The sequence below is a fragment of the Hydrogenophaga sp. genome (assembly GCF_041633695.1).
In the GTDB taxonomy this organism is placed as follows: Bacteria; Pseudomonadota; Gammaproteobacteria; order Burkholderiales; family Burkholderiaceae_C; genus Hydrogenophaga.
The window spans coordinates 1-2176 of record NZ_JBFJMY010000598.1 but is presented as its reverse complement, the minus strand read 5'-3'; the positions used below and the strand labels follow the sequence as shown (position 1 = coordinate 2176).

Sequence of the window (2176 nt, the reverse complement as noted above, 5' to 3'; positions counted from 1 at the left end):
TGGCGCGCGCGGTGGCAACACCGGCGTGGCCGACGCCGACAACCTGGCCTGGAAGCTGGCCGCTGTTTTGCGTGGCAAAGCGCACCAGAACCTGCTCACCAGCTACCACGAAGAGCGCCTGGAAGCGGCGCAACAAAACGTGCAGGTGACCAACCGCACCGCCCGCTTTCTGCGCCCTGCCGAAGGCGTGGAGCAACTGTTCCGCACCGCTGCCATCGGCCTGGCGCGCCAGTACCCGTTTGCGCGCAGCCTCATCAACACCGGCCGCATGGCCGTGGCCAACCCTTACCACCGCTCGGGCGCCTGCAGTTACGCGCCCGGCAGCGCGGCGGGCCAGTCGGTGCAAAACGTGTTCTTCGCCTGGCCCGACGGCAGCCCCGGCAACGTCAACCAGTTGCTCGATTGGGCGGCGGGCGATTTGCTGCTGCTGGTCTTTGCCGACCTCTCAGCCGCCAGCCTGCAACGCCTGCGCCGCCTCGGTGTCGACGCGCCCGTGCGCTGCGTGCAAGTGCTGGGCCCCGACGCCCCAGCGCAGGCACTCGAACACGTGCGCGACCCCAAAGGCCATCTGCAAGGCGCCTGCCACGTGTTTGGCCACGCCTGGGCACTGGTCCGCCCCGACGGCTACCTGGCCGCCACCGGCGAGTCCATCAACGGCCAGCTGGTCACGGCCATCGAGCATTCGCTCGGGCTGCAAGGAGCCACCGCATGAAAACCACGCCACACTTTCAAGATGCCGATGCGTTTTACGAGCAGCTGCTCGACGCCCACGAAGGCCTGAGCAGCGAAGCCAGCGCGCTGCTCAACGCCCGCCTGATCCTGCTCTTGGCCAACCAGGTGGGCGACGCGCGCGTGCTGCAGGAATGCATAGCCGCTGCAAAAGCATAGGGCGCGTCCCGACGCGCCGCGCGCTGCGTCGCGGGCGCCTTTCCCCGGCGCGGGCTTCAGAAGCGGGCCTCCACTAAAATCGGGCGATTCCCCGTCCTTCCTCACGGCATCCTGCGGGTTGCCGTTTTCACTTCTGTGCCCGCCCATGACCGACACCCTGAACCAACCCGGCCTGCAATCGCTTGCTAAATCGTTTGAGCCCGCCGCGCTTGAAGCCCATTGGGGCCCCGAGTGGGAGAAACGCGGTTACGGCGTGGCCGGGTTTCGGGGTACACAGGCGCCCAAGGCCGATGCGCCAGCGTTCGCCATCCAGCTGCCGCCACCCAATGTGACCGGCACGCTGCACATGGGCCATGCCTTCAACCAGACCATCATGGACAGCCTCACCCGCTACCACCGCATGATGGGCTTCAACACCGCCTGGGTGCCCGGCACCGACCACGCCGGCATCGCCACCCAGATCGTGGTGGAGCGCCAGTTGCAGGCGCAAGGCATCAGCCGCCACGACATGGGCCCCACGCCCGCCGAAGCGCGCAAAAACTTCGTCGCCAAGGTCTGGGAATGGAAGGAAGAAAGCGGCAACACCATCACCACACAAATGCGCCGCATGGGCGACTCGGTGGACTGGAGCCGCGAGTACTTCACCATGGACCCGAAACTGTCGAAGACGGTGACCGAGACCTTTGTGCAGCTCTACGAGCAAGGCCTGATCTACCGCGGCAAGCGCCTGGTGAACTGGGACCCGGTGCTGATGAGCGCGGTGTCGGACCTGGAAGTGGAGAGCGAAGAAGAAGACGGTTTTCTGTGGCACATCGCCTACCCGCTGAGCGACGGGTCCGGCTCGCTGACCGTGGCTACCACCCGCCCCGAGACCATGCTGGGCGACGTGGCCGTGATGGTGCACCCGGAAGACGAGCGCTACACCCACCTCATCGGCAAGACGGTGCAGCTGCCGCTGTGCGACCGCGCCATTCCCGTGATCGCCGACGACTACGTGGACAAGGCATTCGGCACCGGCGTGGTCAAGGTCACCCCCGCGCACGACCAGAACGACTACGCCGTGGGCCAGCGCCACCAGTTGCCCATGATCGGCGTGCTGACACTGGACGCCAAGATCAACGGCCAAGCTCCCACCGCCTACCAGGGGCTGGACCGTTTTGTCGCGCGCAAAAAGGTGGTGTCCGACCTGGACGCCTTGGGCCTGCTGGTCGAGACCAAAAAGCACAAGCTCATGGTGCCGCGCTGCGCGCGCACCGGCCAGGTGATCGAGCCCATGCTCACCGACCAG

3 protein-coding genes are annotated in these 2176 nt (G+C 66.5%); all 3 read left to right on the top strand.

The genetic code is table 11. The features are described 5' to 3' along the window. Window positions 1–712, top strand: a 712-nt coding sequence (locus ABYB95_RS22200; protein ID WP_372662102.1) for an FAD-dependent monooxygenase, incomplete at its 5' end; no start/stop codon positions are given. Next, window positions 709–888, top strand: a complete 180-nt coding sequence (locus tag ABYB95_RS22195; RefSeq protein WP_372662097.1) for a DUF2783 domain-containing protein — start codon at window positions 709–711, stop codon at window positions 886–888. The genes ABYB95_RS22200 and ABYB95_RS22195, both read left to right, overlap by 4 nt. Before the next feature lie 145 nt (window positions 889–1033). After that, a partial coding sequence (locus tag ABYB95_RS22190) for a class I tRNA ligase family protein (RefSeq protein WP_372662095.1) occupies window positions 1034–2176 on the top strand: 1143 nt, incomplete at its 3' end.